Source organism: Verrucomicrobia bacterium S94 (assembly GCA_004299845.1).
Taxonomy (GTDB): Bacteria; Verrucomicrobiota; Kiritimatiellia; order Kiritimatiellales; family Pontiellaceae; genus Pontiella.
Genome location: CP036201.1, coordinates 904,643 through 924,475 on the forward strand (window position 1 = coordinate 904,643; position 19,833 = coordinate 924,475).

General features: G+C 51.1%; 19 protein-coding genes, 1 tRNA gene and 1 other RNA gene. 19 read left to right on the top strand and 2 right to left on the bottom strand.

Features of this window, described 5'->3' with window-relative positions; all coding sequences use genetic code 11:
* Nucleotides 1–60: 60 nt before the first annotated feature.
* Nucleotides 61–2,634, top strand: a complete 2,574-nt coding sequence (gene clpB, locus EGM51_03920; GenBank protein QBG46584.1) for an ATP-dependent chaperone ClpB — start codon at nt 61–63, stop codon at nt 2,632–2,634.
* Between the two features lie 99 nt (nt 2,635–2,733).
* Nucleotides 2,734–3,489, top strand: a complete 756-nt coding sequence (locus EGM51_03925; GenBank protein QBG46585.1) for a hypothetical protein — start codon at nt 2,734–2,736, stop codon at nt 3,487–3,489.
* On the opposite strand, the gene putP is transcribed toward EGM51_03925, so the two are convergent.
* Nucleotides 3,486–4,964: a sodium/proline symporter PutP gene (gene putP, locus EGM51_03930; GenBank protein QBG49238.1), complete on the bottom strand. Its 1,479-nt coding sequence runs from the start codon at nt 4,962–4,964 to the stop codon at nt 3,486–3,488. The two genes, EGM51_03925 and putP, sit on opposite strands and share 4 nt — an antisense overlap.
* A gap of 75 nt (nt 4,965–5,039) precedes the next feature.
* Here putP and EGM51_03935 point away from each other — a divergent pair, with 75 nt between their 5' ends.
* Complete coding sequence (locus tag EGM51_03935) at nt 5,040–6,107, top strand: M42 family peptidase (protein ID QBG46586.1); 1,068 nt, start codon at nt 5,040–5,042, stop codon at nt 6,105–6,107.
* A gap of 20 nt (nt 6,108–6,127) precedes the next feature.
* On the opposite strand, the gene EGM51_03940 is transcribed toward EGM51_03935, so the two are convergent.
* A complete protein-coding gene (locus tag EGM51_03940; protein QBG46587.1) occupies nt 6,128–6,718 on the bottom strand; it encodes a hypothetical protein in 591 nt (196 codons plus the stop codon).
* A gap of 210 nt (nt 6,719–6,928) precedes the next feature.
* On the opposite strand from EGM51_03940, the gene EGM51_03945 reads away from it, so the two are divergent.
* The 16 genes from EGM51_03945 (at nt 6,929) to EGM51_04020 (ending at nt 19,752) form a co-directional block, all read left to right on the top strand.
* On the top strand, nt 6,929–7,585 hold the full coding sequence (locus tag EGM51_03945) for a hypothetical protein (protein ID QBG46588.1): 657 nt from the start codon (nt 6,929–6,931) through the stop codon (nt 7,583–7,585).
* A 161-nt stretch (nt 7,586–7,746) separates the two neighbouring features.
* Nucleotides 7,747–8,712, top strand: a complete 966-nt coding sequence (locus tag EGM51_03950) for a lipopolysaccharide A protein (GenBank protein QBG46589.1) — start codon at nt 7,747–7,749, stop codon at nt 8,710–8,712.
* A gap of 16 nt (nt 8,713–8,728) precedes the next feature.
* Nucleotides 8,729–9,865 (top strand): glycosyltransferase, encoded by a 1,137-nt coding sequence (locus EGM51_03955; protein QBG46590.1) that lies wholly within the window; start codon nt 8,729–8,731, stop codon nt 9,863–9,865.
* Nucleotides 9,862–10,674 carry a lipopolysaccharide core heptose(I) kinase RfaP gene (gene rfaP / locus EGM51_03960; GenBank protein ID QBG46591.1) on the top strand — a complete coding sequence of 271 codons (813 nt, stop codon included), beginning with the start codon at nt 9,862–9,864 and terminating at the stop codon, nt 10,672–10,674. The genes EGM51_03955 and rfaP overlap by 4 nt, the downstream gene beginning before the upstream one ends.
* Nucleotides 10,643–11,464: a polysaccharide pyruvyl transferase family protein gene (locus EGM51_03965; protein ID QBG46592.1), complete on the top strand. Its 822-nt coding sequence runs from the start codon at nt 10,643–10,645 to the stop codon at nt 11,462–11,464. The genes rfaP and EGM51_03965 overlap by 32 nt, the downstream gene beginning before the upstream one ends.
* 189 nt (nt 11,465–11,653) lie before the next feature.
* On the top strand, nt 11,654–12,418 hold the full coding sequence (locus EGM51_03970; GenBank protein QBG46593.1) for a sulfotransferase: 765 nt from the start codon (nt 11,654–11,656) through the stop codon (nt 12,416–12,418).
* 319 nt (nt 12,419–12,737) lie between these two features.
* Complete coding sequence (locus EGM51_03975) at nt 12,738–13,763, top strand: ABC transporter ATP-binding protein (GenBank protein QBG46594.1); 1,026 nt, start codon at nt 12,738–12,740, stop codon at nt 13,761–13,763.
* Nucleotides 13,652–14,497, top strand: a complete 846-nt coding sequence (locus EGM51_03980; protein ID QBG46595.1) for an ATP-binding cassette domain-containing protein — start codon at nt 13,652–13,654, stop codon at nt 14,495–14,497. Before EGM51_03975 ends, EGM51_03980 begins: the two co-directional genes overlap by 112 nt.
* Nucleotides 14,497–15,624, top strand: a complete 1,128-nt coding sequence (locus EGM51_03985) for a YjgP/YjgQ family permease (GenBank protein QBG46596.1) — start codon at nt 14,497–14,499, stop codon at nt 15,622–15,624. The genes EGM51_03980 and EGM51_03985 overlap by 1 nt, the downstream gene beginning before the upstream one ends.
* A 127-nt stretch (nt 15,625–15,751) precedes the next feature.
* An RNA gene (gene ffs, locus EGM51_03990) (signal recognition particle sRNA small type) lies at nt 15,752–15,849 on the top strand.
* A 50-nt stretch (nt 15,850–15,899) separates the two neighbouring features.
* The gene (gene dnaX, locus EGM51_03995; protein QBG46597.1) at nt 15,900–17,543 is read left to right on the top strand and encodes a DNA polymerase III subunit gamma/tau; all 1,644 of its coding nucleotides are present in this window, start codon (nt 15,900–15,902) and stop codon (nt 17,541–17,543) included.
* A 74-nt stretch (nt 17,544–17,617) separates the two neighbouring features.
* Nucleotides 17,618–17,932, top strand: coding sequence for a YbaB/EbfC family nucleoid-associated protein (locus tag EGM51_04000; GenBank protein QBG46598.1), 315 nt, complete (start codon nt 17,618–17,620; stop codon nt 17,930–17,932).
* A gap of 44 nt (nt 17,933–17,976) precedes the next feature.
* Nucleotides 17,977–18,582 carry a recombination protein RecR gene (recR, locus tag EGM51_04005; protein QBG46599.1) on the top strand — a complete coding sequence of 202 codons (606 nt, stop codon included), beginning with the start codon at nt 17,977–17,979 and terminating at the stop codon, nt 18,580–18,582.
* A 137-nt stretch (nt 18,583–18,719) separates the two neighbouring features.
* A tRNA-Asn gene (locus EGM51_04010) sits at nt 18,720–18,794 on the top strand.
* A 313-nt stretch (nt 18,795–19,107) separates the two neighbouring features.
* Entirely contained in the window at nt 19,108–19,326 is a 219-nt protein-coding gene (locus EGM51_04015) for a hypothetical protein (GenBank protein QBG46600.1), read from the top strand.
* 207 nt (nt 19,327–19,533) lie between these two features.
* Nucleotides 19,534–19,752, top strand: a complete 219-nt coding sequence (locus EGM51_04020; protein QBG46601.1) for a DNA-binding protein — start codon at nt 19,534–19,536, stop codon at nt 19,750–19,752.
* Nucleotides 19,753–19,833: the final 81 nt, after the last annotated feature.

Here is a 19,833-nt window from a genome sequence, read left to right on the forward strand (position 1 = left end):
TTTTTTGCGTTGGCACAGTCGGTGCGTTAAAGCAGATAACCTTATGAAAGGAGTCGAACCATGGATTTGAATAAAAGTACACAGAAGGTACAGGAGGCGCTGCAGCAGGCGCAGGTTAAGGCATTGCGGTACGGGCATCAGGAAGTGGATGCGGAGCATGTGCTTTTTGCATTGCTGGAGCAGGAGAATGGATTGGTTCCGCGTCTGATTGAGACGATCGGTGCTTCGGTGCCGGTGATTACGGCGCGTGTGGAGCAGGAGCTGGAGAAGAAACCGCGGGTTTCCGGGGCGACGGAGCCGGGCAAGGTTTATATTACCCAGCGTTTGAATCAGCTGCTGGTAAAGGCCGGAGATTTGGCGAAAAAACTCAAGGATGAGTTTGTTTCGGTGGAGCATCTGCTGGTGGTGTTTGCAGATGAGCTGCCGTTGCTGAAGGAAAACGGTGTGGATGCAACTGCGGTTTTTCAGGCCTTGGAAAAGGTGCGTGGAAATCAGCGTGTGACGTCGGATAACCCGGAGGGGCAGTACGAGGCGCTGGAAAAATACGGCCAGGACCTGGTGGAAGTGGCGCGTTCGGGTAAAATGGATCCGGTGATCGGCCGGGATGCGGAGATCCGGTCGGTGATCCGTATTCTTTCTCGGAAAACGAAAAACAATCCGGTGCTGATCGGTGAGCCCGGCGTGGGTAAAACCGCGATCGTGGAGGGGCTTGCGCAGCGTATTGTACGCGGTGACGTTCCGGAGGGACTGAAGGAGAAGTCGATCTGGGCGCTGGATATGACGGCGCTGATGGCCGGGGCTAAATACCGTGGTGAATTTGAAGAGCGTCTGAAGGCGGTGCTGCAGGAGATTAAGGCGTCCGAGGGCCGGATTATTCTGTTTATCGATGAGCTGCATACAATTGTGGGCGCCGGAAAAACAGAAGGTTCCTCCGATGCCGGGAATATGCTGAAACCGATGCTGGCGCGCGGAGAGCTGCACTGTATCGGTGCGACGACGCTGGATGAACACCGGAAATATATTGAAAAGGATTCGGCGCTGGAGCGGCGCTTCCAGCCGGTGATGGTGGATGTGCCGAGTGTGGAGGATACAATTTCTATTCTGCGCGGATTGAAGGAGCGTTTCGAGGTGCACCACGGGGTGCGGATTCAGGATGCGGCGCTGGTTGCATCGGCGGTGTTGTCGGATCGGTATATTTCCGACCGTTTTCTGCCGGACAAGGCGATTGACCTGATGGACGAGGCGTGTGCCACGATTCGTACGGAGATTGATTCGATGCCGGCGGAGCTGGATGAAATCACCCGTAAGGTGATGCGTCTGGAAATTGAAGAAACGGCATTGAAAAAAGAAAAAGACGAAGCCTCGAAAGAGCGGCTGGAGTCGCTGCGTCAGGAACTGGCAGATCTGAAGGCGGAAGCGGATTCGATGCGTGCCCAGTGGAATAATGAAAAGGTTGGTATTGAGCGGGTCCGTGAACTGCGTGAAGGGCTGGAACTGGCCCGGAGGGAGGCTGAGAAGGCGGAGCGGGAATATGATCTGGAACGCGTGGCGAAACTGCGGCATGGAACGATTCCGGATATTACGGCAAAGCTCAAAGAGGCGGAAGCTTCGATGGAGCAGAGCGATGTGGCCCTGCTGCGCGAAGAGGTGACGGAAGAGGAAATTGCCGAGGTGATTTCCCGCTGGGCGGGCATTCCGCTGACGAAGCTGCTCGAAGGCGAACGTGAAAAGCTGCTGAAACTGGATGATGTTTTACACCAGCGGGTAATCGGTCAGGATGATGCCGTGCAGGCGGTGGCCGATGCAGTGCTGCGTGCCCGTGCGGGGATCAAGAATCCGAACCGACCGATCGGTTCATTTCTGTTCCTGGGACCGACCGGAGTGGGTAAAACCGAGCTGGCGCGTACGCTGGCCTGGGAGCTTTTTGATTCCGAGACGAATATGGTCCGGATCGATATGAGCGAATATATGGAAAAGCATACCGTATCGCGCCTGGTCGGGGCGCCTCCCGGTTATGTGGGTTTCGAAGAGGGTGGCCAGTTGACGGAAGCGGTGCGGCGGAAACCGTATTGCGTGGTGCTGCTTGACGAAATTGAAAAGGCGCATCATGACGTGTTCAATGTGCTGCTCCAGATTCTGGAAGACGGTCGGTTGACGGATTCTCATGGGCGTACTGTGGATTTCAAGAATACGATCATCATTATGACCAGCAATATCGGTTCGACGCATCTGCTGGACGGTATTGATGAGGGCGGTCAAATTTCGGAGTCTGCGCGGGCTCAGGTGATGGCCGCGCTGCGAAGCCATTTCCGTCCGGAATTTCTGAACCGGGTGGATGAGACGGTGTTGTTTAAACCGCTGAAGCTGGATGAAATTGCCGGCATCGTGAAGTTACTCGCAGAGGAATTGAAGGATCGGCTGCAGCAACAGCGGATCGGGCTTGAAATCAGTGATGACGCCTTGCGGTACATTGCCGAGGAAGGATTTGATCCGGTCTACGGAGCCCGTCCGTTGAAGCGATTTATTCAGCAGTATCTGGAAACGCCGATTTCCCGCAGCATCATTTCCGGGAAAAAAACGGAAGGATCTGATGTTGAGGTGGTTCTGGAGGGAAGGGAATTAATAATCAGGTAGACCATTTCGCGGTAGTAAAAAATACTAGCGAAAATATTGACAAAAACGCATTGCCGACTAATGTGGCGGGATTAGCTTGGGGGAGAAGAGAGGAGGACCATGCTAAGATTCCTGCGTATTACGGGAGTGATCGTTTTTTCGATCCTGGTCGGTGTCAGTACCTACAACATCAAGGAGATGCGGGAGAGCGGCGCGTTGTATGAGCCGTACAACTCAGCTCGCCGCTCGAATATTACCCTGTTGAGTTCTTCGATGCTGGTGCTGTGTGCTTTGGTCGGTTTCGAGATTAACAGTATTCGTCGTCGCCGCGAACATTACCGGCTAGGGGATCATCGGCATCGGGAAGAGCGTCCGGAAAAAACAGAACGTCCGACTTCTTCTTCAATCTATGCAGCACCGCGACAGGTTGATGAATGGCAGATGCGACAGTGTAAACGTTCAAAAACGCGCAAAACAAGATTGAAGAAAAAAGAGAGTGCCGGCGGCGGACTGATCTTTCTACGTGCAATCAGTCTGGCTCTTCCTTCTGTTTATGCGGTTTTGTTGGGGTGGATCCTGATTCAACGGCCGGAGGACGAACTGTTCAGGATGCTGTTGCCGGCACTTGCAGCTATGCTGTTGACGGTTTCGGTGCTGGCTGCCATTGGTATCTTCCGGAAGAAAACCTGGGGGCTTTCATTGGGCTATCTGCTGGCACTCTGTAACCTGCTTATTTTTCCGGTCGGCACGGCCGTCGGTCTTTTCCTGCTACTGGCTCTGGTGGCTTCAGCCGATGCGTTTGCCGAAGCCGCAGCACAGCGGCGGCGTCAGGCCCGTCAGCGCAGTTCGTCCCGTTCGGGTGCCGCCACGGTTTAATGGCGGGCGGCTTCGAAGGTTTCCATAATTCCGGATTCCGGTTTTTTATCGATCAGGCTGAAGACGATAATCAGGATGCTGGAAATGATAAATCCGGGGACAATTTCATAAAGATCGAAAAGACCGCCGTTCAACTGCTTCCATATCAGGACGGTAATCCCTCCGCCGATAATGCCGGCAATGGCTCCATTACGAGTCATCCGTTTCCAGTAAAGGGAAATAATGACCAGAGGTCCGAAGGTGGCACCGAATCCTGCCCAGGCATAGGAAACGAGTCCAAGCACACTGCTGTCGGGTTTGAGAGCAATCAGGCTGGCCAGCACAGCCACGGCAATAACGGTTCCCCGGCTGACCCAGACCAGTTCTTTATTTGATGCTTTCGGCCGGATGATTACACGGTAAAGGTCTTCGGTCAGAGCGGATGACGTGACCAGCAGCTGTGAATCGGCTGTGCTCATGATGGCGGCGAGCACTGCGGCCAGCAGAATTCCTCCAACGATTGGATGGGTCAGTTGATCGACCATAATCATAAAGATTTTCTCTGCGTCGGAAGCGGGGAGTAATTCGGTAAGGTAGATGCGGCCGGTCATCCCGACGAGTACGGCACAGGTGAGGCTGACCGCTACCCAGATCATGGCGATTCGGCGGGCGGGTCTGATTTCCTCCGGCGCCCGGATGGCCATGAAACGGGTGAGAATGTGCGGCTGGCCGAAGTAGCCGATTCCCCAGGCCATCAGTGAAAGGATGGAAACTGCGGTCAGTGTTTCTCCATCAGCATGGGAAAAGATATTGAGAAATCCGGGGCTGGCTGATTTCCAGGCCGTCGATGCTTCGGCAAAGCCGCCCGTTGCATGAATGCCAAGCATGGGGACCGTGATGATGGCGAAGAACATGATCACTCCCTGGAAAAAATCGGTCCAGCTGACGGCCATAAAGCCGCCGAGTGCGGTGTAGGAGATGATGACCGCCACGCCGATCAGCAGGGCGGAGTGATAGGGCAGCCCGAAGACCGATTCAAACAGTTTGGCTCCGGCGACGAATCCGGAGGCGGTGTAGATGAGGAAAAAGACGAGAATGAATACGGCGGACAGTACACGCAGAATTTTATTGTGGTCGTCGAAGCGGTTGGCAAAGTAGTCAGGCAGAGTGATGGAATCGCCGGCGAGTTCGGTATAACAGCGGAGTTTCCGGGCCACGAATTTCCAGTTCAGGTAGGTGCCGATGCCTAGACCGAGGGCAATCCATACGGCTTCCAGTCCCTGGAGGTAGGCATAGCCCGGAAGGCCGAGCAGGAGCCATCCGCTCATGTCGGAAGCCTGGGCGCTCATGGAGGTGACCCATTTGTTGAGCTGGCGGTCGCCGATGAGATAGTCGGAGAGGGATTCGTTTTTTTTGTAGAAATGCGTGCCGATCAACAGCATGAAAAGCAGGTAGGCGGCGAAAGTGATTATTATGTGTAGATTCATCGTGTGTATTTCGTACTGTGTATTCGGTATTGATACAATACGGAATCTCAATTACCCATATAGACCATAATTTCAGGAGACCCTATGAACAAGAAAGCCAAGCAGTTTCTCGCCAGTCTTATAAACAGCATCAGTCCGTCCGGTTATGAGGGGCCGGTAGCTGAAGTATGGAAGAAAGAGGCGGAGTCGTTTGCCTCCAGCGTCTGGACCGATACACACGGAAATTCGCACGCCATTGTAAACCCGGGCGGTTCGCCGGTGGTCATGTTTGCTGGCCATTACGATGAAATCGGATTTCAGATTTCGCACATCGATGATCAGGGCTTCTGCTGGATTCAGGCACTGGGCGGCTGGGATCCGCAGATTGCACAGGGCCAGCGGGTGCAGATTAATACGAAAAAGGGGATTATTCGTGGAGTAATCGGCAAAGTGGCCATTCATCTGCAGTCGCCGGATGACCGGAAAAAAGTTTCTGAAGTGAAGGACCTGTGGGTGGATATCGGCGCAAAGGATAAAGCGGATGCTGAAAAAATGGTGGACATCGGCGATCCGCTCGTTGTGGCGTATGGCTATGAGGAAATGGCCAACGGGTTGGCGGTCGGCCGGGCATTCGACGACCGGGCCGGTGCATTTGTGGTGCTGGAGGCGGCGCGGCAGCTTTCCGGCATGAATCCGGCAGCGGAAATTCACTGTGTAGCCACCGTGCAGGAAGAGATCGGGCTGCGTGGGGCCCAGACGGCAGCGTATGGCATCAATCCGGATATCGGAATTGCGGTGGATGTGACGTTTGCAACGGATCATCCGAATATGGCTGATGCGGTAAAACGGGAGAATCTGATCGAACTGGGCAAAGGACCGGTGATTACACGAGGACCGAATATCAACGCCAAGCTGTTTGACCTTCTGATTGAAACGGCGAAGGCGGAACAGATCCCGGTGCAGATTAATGCGGAGCCGCGCGGAACAGGAACCGATGCCAATGCGCTGCAGCTCAATCGGGCGGGGGTCACGACGGCGCTGGTCAGTATTCCGCTTCGTTATATGCACAGTCCCTGTGAACTGATCTGTCTGAAGGATCTGGAAGCCTGTGCGGAACTGATTGCGAAAACGGTGGATAAAATTACGCCGGAAACAGATTTTGTTCCCTTTTAGAAAGAGTTGAAACCACCGCTTTATTGGCGGTGGATTTTCAGGGAGTTGATTGCTCCGCTGAAACCGGCGGTTTCCATATTGTCGAATTCGCGGAAAACACCGGGGATTTCGCGATGAGTTCCAATACGGATCCGCATGTTGCTGCCATTCAGCGGCGGCTGTCCCGAAACCATTGCAGCATATCTGCGGTTAAGACTGAGAAAAGCCCGTCCGTCTCTGATCCGCAGTTCAATGGTCACCCATTTTTTGTGGAACTTAGTGATGCCGCTACGTGGATTTTCCTGCAGGGTATAGGCGACATTTCCGGTGCGCACACGGGCGAAGACCTGATGATCTTCTGTATAAATGGCAAAACCGTGTCGGTCGTTGCCCTGGGAAATAATCAGACCGTCAGTAAGGAGAAATACGCGGATCGAAACCACCCACTCATCGCCCGCCGGGTCGAGCAGCGAACTGTGCGGAATGTCCAGTCCACGCCCCTCATCCACCACCAGCAGATTCCGGTGCTTTAAGCGTTCGACAAACAGATCTCCGGTGGGCACGAAGAGAGGATAAAGCGCTTTGCTCGGGATAAGCCCTGCTTTTGTACCCTCAAAATCCAGATTCAGCATCAGTCCTCTCGGGCGGGTGTTCCGGTTCCGGGCGAACGCGTTTCCGCAGGACAATCCTGAAAGTGCTGTTGTCAGCATTCCGAGGATTGGACGCTGGGCTGCTCGTCGGGTAATGCGGATTTGTTTTTGCTGTTGTTCTCGCATAGTTCGTTTAGTATTTGCCAAATTCACTTCCAGTAGCAAAAAGAAAAGGTGTGAAACAGTAGGGAAATGCAATCTGTTCAATCATACATTGAGTTAGACGAGAGTTTATTTATCAGCAAAGGTTCTCATCGGGAAACCTACCGCCATCCACAGGATGAAAACATGTGTCTGAAAGTGGTGATTCCCGGAAGCCTTGAGCGCCGGAGATCAAAAAACAGAAAATGGTATAAGCGATTGCGCAGTCTTTCCAAATTTGATGAGACCAACAAAGAGCTGCCGGCTTATCAGGAGATTGAACGGCAGGGCATTCAGATGACCCATATCCCGAAATTTTACGGAATGGTCGATACCAACCGGGGGCGTGGGATGTTGCTGGAGCTGATTCAGAACGAGGACGGAACGCGGGCCCGCTCTTTGAGAGATCATCTCGATCAGGCAAAAGATATAAACCGCTATGAAAAACCGTTGCTGGAGCTGGGGCAGTACTTAATAGAATCTGCTCTCGTGATTCGGGATTTTTCTGTGCGTGATCTGCTGGTGAAAGAATTCCGTGACGGGCATTTAAAAATGTATGTGGTTGATGGATTCGGTGGACATACCATGATTCCGCTGAATCGTATCCGGATCTTTGCACATGCCGCGGCAAGACGTCGGGTACGCCGGTTTTTCAGAAATATCGCACAACGCTATCCGGGGCTCTCAGCACTTGAAACGAAATTATAGGTATCGACCATTTGTGGCTGGCGAAACGGGACTTCTTTCTCCGGATCAGAATCGCTCTGCGGATTTTTTCTGTTGTTTTGTTTCGGTGTGTTTACTATTCATCGAATTTTTAACATACCTACTGATCTTGAAGGGGTGCGACATAGAGTCGGGATGCTGATGTGGAATTAATATCAATAAAGAGACGTAATAAAATTCGCTTTTATGCCAAGGGGTTTGCTCAGCATGTACTGGTTCCGAATGCATGGTTCCGGAGCCGGCTGGCCAGTAAACTGGCGCGAATCAATCGGTATGACCCACAATGGATTCAGGAACGGGTGGAGTATTACAATAAACTGAATGCCGCATTTAATGTTTCTGCCCAGGCTCTTGATTTAAAATCGATCCCGTCGACCAAACAGACCGCCTATTATTATGATATGCGGGCGCTGCTCAGGCATTATCCTCCCTCCTGCCGAATTGACTATAAATTCGGGGATAATCGCGATACTGCAGAAATCCCGACTTTGGTTAAAAGCCGCGCTGTCGGGGCGGGAAATGATAACAATGTCCTGTTGAAGCTGAATCAGGTGCGTCATTTTATGACGATTAAAGACCGGGTTTCTTATGCGGATAAAAAAAATATGCTGGTGTGGCGGGGGGCTGCCAGGCAGCAGCACCGGAAAGATTTTCTCGTGAAATTCTGGAATCATTCGCTTTGTGATGTGGGACAGGTCAATTCTCCGGCCCGGGGAGGAAAGGCGGAATGGGTAAAACCCAGAATGTCGATTGCCGAGCAGTTGAATTATAAATTTATTCTCTCTATCGAAGGGCACGATGTTGCTACCAATCTGAAGTGGATTGCGCAGTCGAATTCGCTGTGTTTTATGACTCGTCCGAAATATGAAACCTGGATGATGGAAGGACGGTTGGTTGGCGGGCAGCACTATGTTGAGCTTCGGGAGGATTATGCGGATCTTCCCGAAAAAATTGAGTACTACACGCGGCATTCTGAAGAGGCGAATGAGATTATCAATAATTTGCAGGAATATTACAGGCAGTTTCAGGATCCGGTCCGCGAGGAGTTGATTTCGCTTTTGGTGCTGAATAAATATCTGAAGCTTTCAGGACAGATTGCGGAAGTATGAATGAGGACATCGCGAAATGAAGCCTGAACTGGCATTCTGTCTTTTTAAATATTTTCCATTCGGAGGATTGCAGAGCGATTTTCTGGCGATTGCTTCAGCGTGTCAGCGGCGCGGTTTCCGTATTGTAGTTTATACCCGGTCCTGGGAAGGGGATATCCCTGATGGATTTGAGGTGCGTCTGATTTCGGCGAATGCTTTGAGTAATCATGGGAAGGCGTTGCGTTTTTCGCAGCAGGTGACGGAGGAGTTGATGCAGCGTCCTGCGGCGGCGGTAGTGGGTTTCAACCGGATGCCCGGTTTGGATATCTATTTTGCGGCCGATAACTGCTATGCTGCTAAAGCGGCAACGCAACGGGGTTTTCTGTATCGGCTGGGCCGCCGTTATAAAACCTATGCGGCGCTGGAAAAGGCGGTTTTTGATCCGGAGTCCGCAACGGAAATCCTGCTTATTGCCGAGCGGCAGCAAGCGGAATTCTGTCAGTATTATGGAACGCCGGCGAAACGTATGCATCTTTTGCCGCCGGGGATGAATCGGAACCGGTCGCGGCCGGATAACGCCGAAGAGATTCGGCGAACCGTCCGGGAACAGCTCGGTGTGCGGAAAGGTGAAATTATTCTGATTCAGGTGGGATCCGGTTTTGTCACCAAAGGGGTTGACCGGTCCATTCGGGCGTTGACTTCGCTGCCGTCTGAACTGAAGAAAAAAACGCGTTTGCTGGTGGTCGGGAAAGATCGTTCGGCAGCATTTCGACGTCTGGCGAAGAAACTGGGGGAGGAGGATCGTGTTGATTTTCTGGGTGGACGTGATGATGTGCCCTCGCTTTTGCTTGCGGCGGATTTGATGATTCATCCGGCTGTTAACGAAGCAGCGGGAATTGTATTGCTCGAGGCCCTTGCGGCCGGTTTGCCGGTACTGTGCTCTGCTGCCTGCGGGCATGCGGTTCATGTGGAGCGGTCCGGCGGCGGACTGGTTTCTCCGGAGCCGTTTGATCAGGAGTGGCTGAACCGTTCTTTACTGAAACTTGTTTCCGAGGCGACGACGCTGCCTGCTTTGGGCCGTGCGGGGCTGGCTTATGCAGAAAAGACCGATTTCTACAGCCAGCATGAACGGGCTGCGGAATTTATTGCAGACGTGGTCAGGCGGAAAAGCTGATGGTGTACCTAAGGGAAGATTTCAGGAAGGCATGGAAAGGAAAAGATCCTTTCGATGCTGCAGATGCGCTTGAGGGCGAAATTTTCCGTGCAGTTAAAACGCGTCGGACGCTGCGCTTTCAACTGAATGGGAAAAGCTATTTTGCGAAAATTCATCATGGTGTCGGTTGGGGTGAGATTTTTAAAAATATTTTGCAGTTAAAAATGCCGGTGTTAGGTGCGGAAAATGAATGGGCGGCGTTGCGCCGGCTTAAGGAGCTCGGGGTTGATACCATGGAACCGTGTGCCTACGGACGTCGCGGAAAAAATCCGGCAAAATTGGATTCGTTCATCATTACTGAAGATCTGATTGAGACCGAGAGCTTAGAGGATTTCTGCCGCGACTGGCCCCGGAATCCTCCGCCCTTTGCTTTGAAAAAGGCGCTGGTTGAAAAGCTGGCATGGGTGAGCCGGGTGATGCATGAAAACGGAATGAATCATCGTGACTATTACATTTGCCATTTCCTGCTCGACGTTTCCTGCGGACGGGAAAATCTGGATCCGGATAATTTGAAAGCATCGTTGATTGATTTGCATCGTGCTCAGATTCGGAAAAAGACGCCGAGACGCTGGGCGGTGAAAGATGTTGCCGGACTTTATTTTTCCGCAATGGATATCGGTTTGACCCATCGGGATATATTACGGTTCGTGAAAGTGTACGCGGATCTGCCGTTGCGGCGGGCTTTGCAGGAACGAGCCGGATTCTGGGCAGCCGTTAAGCGGAAAGCTGAACGGCTGTATGAAAAAGAACACAGGAATCCGAAGGGGTAAAAACAGGTTAATGAAAACGCTACGGTTATATTGGTCCCGTTCTAAACCGAATTTCGGCGATTGTCTGTCTCCGATTATCTGTGAAATGGAGGCCGGATGCAGGATGGTCTATGCCAAGAAAAACCGCTGTGATTTAGTGGCTGTAGGCAGTTTGCTGGATCGGTTTCACGAACATGTTTTTCATCGTAAAATTCATGTCTGGGGAACGGGATTCATTGAAGAACAGGCGTCGCGTAAGGCGCGGTTCCATTATCATGCATTACGGGGGAAAAGCAGCGCATCGTTATTAAAAGGATGTGATGTTCAGATTTTCGGTGATCCGGGATTGCTGGCAGACCGTATCTGGCCGGAGCTCAAAGTCCGTCCCAAAAAATATCGGGTCGGTGTTATTCCACATTATGAGGACCGGTCGCTGCCTCGTCTAAAGGAGTTTGTGAATGCGATTCCCGGAGCCAAAGTGATTGATGTGTTCGATGAAGTGCGCGGCGTTCTTCGCATGATTGCAGAGTGTGAATTTATTTATTCCTCCAGTTTGCACGGGTTGATTGTTGCAGATGCCTTCGGGGTTCCGAATGCATGGGTTAAGCTTTCGGATCGTGTGCGCGGAGATGATTTTAAATTTATTGATTACTACAGTGCTTTTGGTTGGGAGAGAGAACAGGTCAATCCGGTAGATTTATTATCGGGGGTGGAATCTAAGTATATAGAATCTCTGATGCAGCGCTATTCCCGTACCGGGATTGAAATGCTGAAGGATAATTTATCTGCGGCGTTTCCGTTTCGTCCATGATGCTGAGTTTCCGGGGATCGTCATTTATCGGATATTGTTGATGAGAAATTTATTTCTGAAAGAGGAAGAATAATATTTGCTGGAGAACAGGTTTGATCTGACACGGGATGCCGACTGCTGATTGGCTTGGGCTTGTTTTTCGTGATCGTTCACTTTTAACTCCAGCTAAAAAAAACGGGACTCATAACTATGCTGCAAAAAATAAAATATCTATTTGATCATTCCACTACTCGTCCGGTTTTCGTGATTGGAACGGGACGGTCAGGTACACATTGGCTTGGGTATTCGCTTGGAAATCATCCGGAGGTTCGGGCTACCGTTGAGGATAAGCCTATGTTTAATCTTTCCACGAGAATGGCTCTTAATCCGGCTCTGGAGGATAAGTTGTTTAAGCCTCTGGTCCGAGCGTACAAGTGGCAGCTTTTTAAATCAGCGCCTCGACTGTATATGGATAAAACGCATCCGAATATCTGGATTGCGGAGAAGTTGCTGGAGGCTTTTCCGAATGCTCTTTTTCTGGGAATAGAAAGAAATCCTTACGCTACCGTTGCCAGCATGATGAAACATGGAGGGGTTTCGGCATGGCACAAACGCTGGCGGGAATTTCCCATACCGAATCGCTTTCTCGGCATTACTCAGGATCTGGCGGATCGTTATGACCGGATTCCGTTTGCCTCTCAGTGTGCAATGAGATGGTTGGCTCACCATAATAGAATGAATGAACTCAGAGGAACGCTTGGAGATGCGTTTCTGCTGATTACATACGAATCATTCGCACATGATACAAAAGCTACAGTCGATACACTGAAACAGTTCCTGGCACTGAAGTCTCCTGTTCCGATTCCGGAGGTAAAAAAAGATTCTTTGAACAAATGGAAGCATCAGCTTTCTGATTCCGAGCTGGCCGATATTCAGAAAACAGTTGGTTTTTCTCCTGATAGCGTCCGCGATTAACAGGAGAAATTGTCTGACGGGAATCGGCGAACTGTTGCTGAAAAGCGGTACGGGTTATTTTTAGCGTTTATCAGAACGTGCATTAGACCTTGCCCGATGCCGGTTATGAACAGGCTTTGTTTTGGCTCGGATCGCAGTGTGTGATAAATCTATTGTCTTCAGTTGTTTGCCGGTAGAGCCCGCTCTTTTTTTCTTGTTTTATGACCGCATGCTGGTGGCAGTCGCTACCTTGAAACTGTGGGGATATCGGAATTCCCGCTTTATTGCAGCCAGCTTCTTTAGGGTGGAGTCGCTTTATTTCAAATGATAGAAACGGGACATGAAGTTTATGAATAAAGTTTTTCGAACGGGCTTTGAACGGTTCGCCCCCTATTTTTCTCTGCTCAAGCCGGTTAAGAAGCAGTTTATTATCGGTATTCTGATGGGGGTTTTGTACGGTCTCGCCAGTGGTGCGGGGCTGCCTTATCTTACCAAAGTTCTGATTCCCGTACTTACGGCCAAGCCGTTGCCGGATACGTTGATCCTGATCGGCTATATTTCCATTTTTCCCGTGGGGATGTTTTTGCGGGCGGTTTGCGGTTATTTCAATACGTATCTTATGGCCTATTGCGGGACGCGGGTACTGCTTCGGCTGCGCAGTAATGTCATGGGGAGGCTTCAGGAGCTTCCGCTCTCCTTTTATCATGAGAATACGGTGGGAGATCTGATGGCGCGGGTGACCGGAGATACAGGTGCGCTGCAGCAGGTGCTGACGCAGGTTTCGAATGATCTGATTAAACAGCCGGTGACGCTGGTTGCGGCTGTGGGCTATCTTATTTTTCTGGCAATCAGTGAACGGGAGGCTTCTTTTCTTCTGATGTTTCTGGCAACGGTTCCGCTGATTATTCTTCCGTTGAGGATTTTCGGAAAGCGGGTGCTCAAGCGGGCGAAGCAGGTTCAGAACCAAAGCGGAGATATATCGAATTATGTGTCTGAAAATCTGAATGCTGTTAGAGAGGTCCGTGCGTTTAATCTCCAGCAATCTGAAATGGCACGTTTTGATCAGGCGCTCGAAAACTTTGCGACCTATTCGATGAAGGTGGTGAAGTACAGTAAAATTATTCGTCCGACGATTGAGGTCGTCGGTGTGGTGTGTGTGACCGGAGCGGTGGTTTATATGCTGCAACGCGATATTTTTGCGATTGCGGCTTCCATGCTGGTGGCACTTTATGTGGCGTATGAACCGGTGAAAAAATTCGGCGAAATTCATGTGCTGTTCAAACGGGGGAGGCGGCTCTGGATCGTGTGGAGTATATTCTGCATGCGGAAGACCGTGTTCCTGAAGCGGATCATCCGCAAACGATAGGCCCGGTTCGCGGTCGGGTGGATTTTGAGAATGTGAAATTCCGGTATCTGGATGAATGGGTGCTGAAAGATGTGAATCTGTCCTTCAGTCCCGGTTCAGTGGTGGCCCTGGTGGGGCCCAGTGGAGCGGGAAAAACCACGATTGCGGATCTGATTCCCCGTTTTTATGATGTCCAGCAGGGCTGTGTTAAGGTGGATGGCGTGGATGTCCGGGCTATATCAAAACATGAGTTGCGTGAGCATATCTCCATCGTTTCGCAGGATACCTTTCTGTTTAATGATTCCATTCTGGAAAATATCCGGCTCGGAAAACCCGGTGCTTCGGATGAGGAGGTCCGGACCGCGGCCCGGCAGGCTTTTGCCCATGATTTTATTCTGGAGCTTGAAGAGGGATATGACACGGTGGTTGGTGAGCGCGGAACCCGGTTGTCGGGAGGGCAGAAACAGCGTATTGCCATTGCGCGTGCGTTTCTGAAAAATGCGCCGATTCTGATTCTCGATGAAGCGACATCCGCTTTGGATTCAGAAAGCGAAAAGAAAATTCAGACTGCGCTTGAGAAACTGGTGAAAGGGAAAACCGTTTTCATGATTGCCCACCGTTTTGCCACCATTCGCATGGCGGATACCATTGTGGTTATGGAAGACGGTCATGTACGCGGTGTCGGCAGTCATAGCGAGCTTTATGAAAAGGATGAGCTTTATACCAAACTATATAACCGGCAGTTCATTGATTAATGCGCAAACTGACTAAATATCTTTTATCGGACTTTCTGACCATTTTCGGGACAGCACTGCTGCTGATCACATTTGCGTTCAGTATCGGCACCATGTACAAACTGATTGACTACATGGCCAAGGGACTGCCGCTGGGTGTGATCGGGCAGTTTGCGGTTTACACTCTGCCGTATTCCCTTTCATTTACGATTCCGATCAGTGCCCTGTTTTCGACGCTGCTGCTTTTCGGGCGGCTGTCTTCCGACAGTGAGCTGGCGGCCATGCGGGGCGGGGGACTGAGTCTCTGGCAGATTTCATCGCCGATTATTCTGTTTTCCATGTTTCTCAGCATCATCTGCTTTTACAACAGTTTTACGATCTATCCCAAAACCACCTTTGCGGCGGAGCGCCTGAAAAAGAATGCGCTGAGTATGGGCGTGGAGGATCCGATCAAGCTGCTGGAGGAGGGACGGTTTATCCGTGATTTTCCGGGCTATATGATTTATGTGGGCAATAAATACCGGAACAAGGTGAAAGATCTTGTGGTGTATAAAACAGACCGGAGCAGCGGTGAGATTACGGATACGCTTCGGGCTGACAGCGGTATCCTTACCATTGATGAAGAAAATATGATCCTCAAAATCGATCTTTTTGATGTGCGTATGGAAATTGCCGATGCTAAGGAACCGGGTAAAATCCACTATATGAGTGCTAAAAAGCATCCGATTCGTGTGGATCTGAATGATCTGACCCAAACCGGTTCAGTTCGCAAAAAGCGTAAATATCTGGATTTCCGGGAATTGGTTTATGTCATACGCAACCCGGAGGCCGATTTGGGCTGGATGCGAAAATATGATATGCAGGTGGAGCACGGCCGCGACCTGATCGAATTTCATCAGCGTATCTGCCTGGCCGTTGCGCCGCTGATGTTTGTATTGGTGGCGATTCCGCTGGGGATTACTTCGCACCGAAAGGAATCGTCGATCGGGATGCTGATGAGTCTGGGTATTATGTTTGTTTATTACGTCTTTATTATTCTTTCTGACACTTTCGACAAAAAACCGCAGTATTATCCCTGGCTGCTGCCGTGGGTTCCGATTGTTCTCGGTCAGGTCTACGGGCTGATTATGATGCGCCGGGCAAATTAACGGGGAATATCAAAGGAAACGAGGTTTCCGGTCCTTGGAACTTGCCATGCCCGGAGGCCCTTAGTATCTTCCTCGTTCTTCCCTGAAAAGGGAAGGGAACGAGACGGTTCCCGGCAGGCGTGTTGAGCGTCGGCATCCGGATGACGAAATCGGGTTAACCCCGTCAGGGCCGGAAGGCAGCAGCGGTACACCATGTTTTTCGGGTGTCCGGACCCGCTGGCGGGAGCGACTGCCGGGGGCCCTTTCGTTCTCTTGTCTGCAGGAAACTTTTTATTATGGCCTATGAAGTTCTAGCACGAAAATGGCGCCCGCAGCAGTTCGCTGATGTTGTGGGGCAGGGGCATGTTACCCGCACGCTCACCAATGCCATCGAGACCGACCGCGTGGCACATGCCTATATGTTTGTCGGTTCGCGCGGAACCGGAAAAACCACCTCAGCCCGGATTCTTGCCAAAGCGCTTAATTGCGAAAAAGGTCCGACTCCGTATCCGTGCGATCAATGCGATTCCTGCAGGGAAGTTATGGCCGGCAACAGCCTCGACGTTATTGAAATCGACGGAGCGTCGAATAACGGGGTTGATCAGGTGCGTGATCTGCGCGACAACGCCCGCTATGCTCCGGCGCGCGGACCTTACAAAATTTACATTATTGACGAAGTGCATATGCTCTCCACGCAGGCGTTCAACGCGCTGCTTAAAACGCTGGAAGAGCCGCCGGAACATGTGAAGTTTATATTCGCGACGACCGATGTGCATAAAGTGCTGCCCACGATTCTCTCCCGCTGTCAGCGGTTCGATCTCCGCCGGATTTCGGTGCAGGATATTGTTGATCGTCTGCGCAAAGGCTGTGCGGAAGAGGGAATCAACATTACTGAGGATGCACTGCTTGCCATTGCCCGCGGAGCTGAAGGCGGTTTGCGCGATGCTGAATCGGCGTTGGATCAGATTATCTCTTTTCGCGGTAAGGATATCGGCGAAGACGATGTGCTGGCTGTTTTCGGGCTGGTTTCCCGGCATGTGCTTGAAAAGCTGACCGTGGCCATTCTAAAGTCCGATGTGCCGGCCATTATTCAGATTGTTTCTGAAATGGATCAGGCGGGCAAGGATCTGCAGCGGGTGGTGATGGAGCTGCTTGAAAACTTCCGGAATCTGCTGGTGGTGATCTATGCGCAAAACGGGGCTGCTGCCTTGGAACTGCCTGAAGCGCAGTTGGAATTCTATAAACGTGTTGCCTCCGAAACCGAAGCCGGGCGCGTTTTGAAAATTATCGATGCGCTGATCGAAACCGATGGTCGTATGCGCTACGCGCTTTCCAGAAAAACGTTGCTGGAAACCGGACTGATCCGCTGCTCGCGGGCAGCCGAAACCGCCACGATTAACGAGCTGCTTAAACAGGTGGCCGAACTAAAAAAAAACTTTAAATCCGGCGGAGCACTAGCTGGATCTCCTTCAGAAACCACGGTTTCCTTCGGTACAGCCGGACAAAAAAAAAAGATAGCTCCTGCCGGTGAGGTTGAACTGCTGCTTAAAAAGTGGCATGAGATTATCCGCCAGGTCGGCAAAGCTGATCCGCTCGCCAGAAGCTGTCTGCTGAATACCGCGCCGCTGCAGACTTCGGAAACGCAGTTGGTCGTGGGCTATGATCCTGAATTTTCCAAAGATCGGGATCGGCTGGAGGATAGCCGGGCAAAGTTGGCGCTGACCCGTTCGGTGGAAAAATATCTGGGCCGAATGCTTTCCGTTACCTACGAGCCGCTCAAGGCCGACGATCCGCGTCCGTTGCCGGCAGACCGTTCTGTTTCGAATTCGGGGTCCGAAAATACCGTAATGCTCACTAAAGAACAGCAATGGTATGCAAACCCCGTTGTCAAAATGGTTGTTGATGCATTTAATGGGGAGATTACCGATATAAGGGAGTGACGCACAGCGAATCCGACATGAAAACCGCTGCACACATTTTGAACAGAAAACTCAAACCGTAAAACGGGAACTTAATTATGAACATGATGAAAATGATGAAGCAGGCGCAGGACCTGCAGAAAAATATGAAGAAAAAGCAGGATGAACTGGCGAAAACCGAAGTCCAGTTCACTTCCGGCGGCGGTATGGTTACCGTGACAGCCACCTGCGATATGAAAGTCCGTTCCATCAAAATCAATCCGGATGCTGTTGATCCGGACGACGTGGAAATGCTTGAAGATCTTGTGCTCGCCGCTGTCGACGGATGCATCAGTTCCGCGCAGGAAACTATGGCGAAGGAAATGAGTAAGCTCACCGGCGGAATGAATATTCCCGGCATGGGCTTTTAACAGAAAACCGAAGTACGATCTTCGGATTTCAGGGTGTTCTGCGAATGCAGCATTTGGTTCCTCTCGATAATCTAGTGGCGGCGCTCAGCCGCCTTCCCGGCATTGGAAGGCGCACGGCCGAACGTATGGCCATGGCGCTGGTGCAGGACAGCAAAGGATTGATGCGTATTCTGGCCAATGCGCTGCTGGAGGCTGATGACGCTATTGCCAACTGCGAGCGTTGCGGAAATGTAACGCTTTCGGCCGTCAATCCGTGTGAGCTCTGCACGCGGCACCGTAAGGATGGTCACATACTCTGTGTGGTGGAGTCGCCCGCCGATATCATGAAGATTGAAGAGTCGGGCGGTTTTCTGGGGCGCTACCACGCCCTTATGGGCCGGCTTTCGCCCATGCATGGAACGGGTGCGGCAGATCTGAGGGTCGATCAGCTGCTTGCCCGTATTGCCGATGAAAAAATCACAGAAGTGCTGATTGCACTCGGCACCGATGTCGAGAGTGATGCCACCGCCAGTTATCTCAGAGAAGTGCTGTCGACACGGGATGTCCGTGTTTCGCGGATCGCCTTCGGTCTGCCGTCCGGAAGTGCCATCGAATATTCCGATGCTGCGACGCTGGCGAATGCAATTTCCGGGCGTCGGAAATTTGATTAATTCCATTTTTTTACCGCGTATGAAATCTGCAAGTTATTGGTTTCCAGGCACTGGAAAAAATCAGGATAAAAAAGTTAATTTCGGGGTGTTGACAAGGCGGAGGATTCCTGTACCTTATGCGCCTCTTTTACGAGATATCCGGCGTAGCTCAATGGTAGAGTAGGTGACTGTTAATCACTTGGTTGCTGGTTCGAGCCCAGCCGCCGGAGCCACTTTAAAACCCTGTTATCTTCAGTGATAGCAGGGTTTTTCTTTGTCTGTTTGAATTTACTGACTCCGCCCTTGTTTCCTGATAACTTCCGATATTTTCTGATGATTTGACGAACAAATGACGAACTTCTATTGACACACCCCGTCTTTCCTGTACCTTCCCACCATCAGCCGAACGGCCGATCCGGAGTAGTGCCCGGGAAACAATAGAAGGAAATCCAATGAACTTTTGCCGTCCAGATCTGTGGGCGAGCCCAATCTTTCGGGCTCGGCACTACCCTGCATTTCTGGGCGGCTCTTTTATTGGAGAAACAAATGAGCAAGAAGTTTGTGATCGAGATTAGCGACGAATATTACAAAGAACTCGACATCGTCGATTCTGAATGGCCAGCAGTTATTCAAGAGGTTGTGGTGTGCGGTGCGGTTGCTTTGGTTGAAAGTTGCGGCGACCATGCCGAGGAGCGGTACGAGCAAGTTGTTGTCAAGGAGCTTATTGAACTTGATTCTCTCGCAACGGCATCTTTCTTTGTATGAGATTTTTCCGAGCAAGCAAAGTTATCACCAAAAAGATAACATGATTCCGTACAGGAACGACTTTGTCAGTCGTGTTATATCATCCGAATGCGAAGCTTGCGTTTTTGATGATCATGCGCGCAGTCTGGCATTCCACAATAAGCCAATTAGAATAACTATCAGCGAATCAAAAGTGGAGTTTCCTGAGATATGAGGAAATAAGATCAGATGAAAAAAGAAAAACTAATACTAACAACATCTGAGGCAGCGGAGTACCTGGGCATTAAGTATCGGGAAATGACGCGGCTGGTGAAGCAGGGGCATGTTCGGCGGCAGCGTGGATTCAAGAATCCGATGAAGTTTTCGCGTATGGAGCTGAACCGCTATTTGAGTGAGGGGCAGACGTGGGGCGGTCCGTCGGCTCGGTTCGGAGGGCGCGAGCAATGATCTGGTTTATATTGTTCATATTTCTGTTGGCTGGTTGAAATCTTAATGTGCGCATTGTGTCGCCTCCTCAAGTCTGGACGG